The organism is Sinorhizobium sp. FG01 (genome assembly GCF_002531875.1).
Taxonomy (GTDB): Bacteria; Pseudomonadota; Alphaproteobacteria; order Rhizobiales; family Rhizobiaceae; genus Sinorhizobium; species Sinorhizobium fredii_C.
This window is the reverse complement of the sequence record NZ_NWTB01000074.1, coordinates 1-526: the sequence shown is the minus strand read 5'-3', so window position 1 is coordinate 526 and position 526 is coordinate 1. Positions and strand designations below refer to the sequence as shown.

At 58.7% G+C, this 526-nt stretch carries 1 protein-coding gene; it reads left to right on the top strand.

Going from position 1 to position 526, the window contains the following annotated elements; genetic code table 11:
* Window positions 1-526, top strand: a 526-nt coding sequence (locus CO656_RS29560; RefSeq protein ID WP_144353255.1) for a DDE-type integrase/transposase/recombinase, incomplete at both ends; no start/stop codon positions are given.

Sequence of the window (526 nt, the reverse complement as noted above, 5' to 3'; positions counted from 1 at the left end):
CACCTTGTGAACCACAAGAAGCTCTTCCGGCTCTATCGGGAGGAGAAGCTGACGGTGCGCAAGCGCGGCGGTCGCAAGCGAGCGATAGGCACACGAGCACCGATGCTGATCCCGATGGCCACCAATGATCGTTGGTCGCTCGACTTCGTGTCGGATCAACTCACCGATGGACGCAGGTTCCGGGTTCTAACGGTCGTCGACGATTGCACGAGGGAATGCCTGGCGCTCGTCGCGGATACATCGCTTTCCGGTCTGCGCGTTGCCCGTGAGCTGGATCGGATCATCGAGGAGCGCGGCAAGCCCAGGATGATCGTCAGTGATAATGGCAGCGAGTTCACCAGCAACGCGATCCTGCAATGGACGGACCGGATCAAGGTCGATTGGCACTACATCGCGCCCGGTAAGCCGATCCAGAATGCCTTCATCGAAAGCTTCAATGGGCGGCTGCGAGACGAGCTCTTGAATGAAACCCTCTTCTCGTCACTGACCTATGCTCGCTCAGCGCTTTCAAACTGGCGCAGCGATT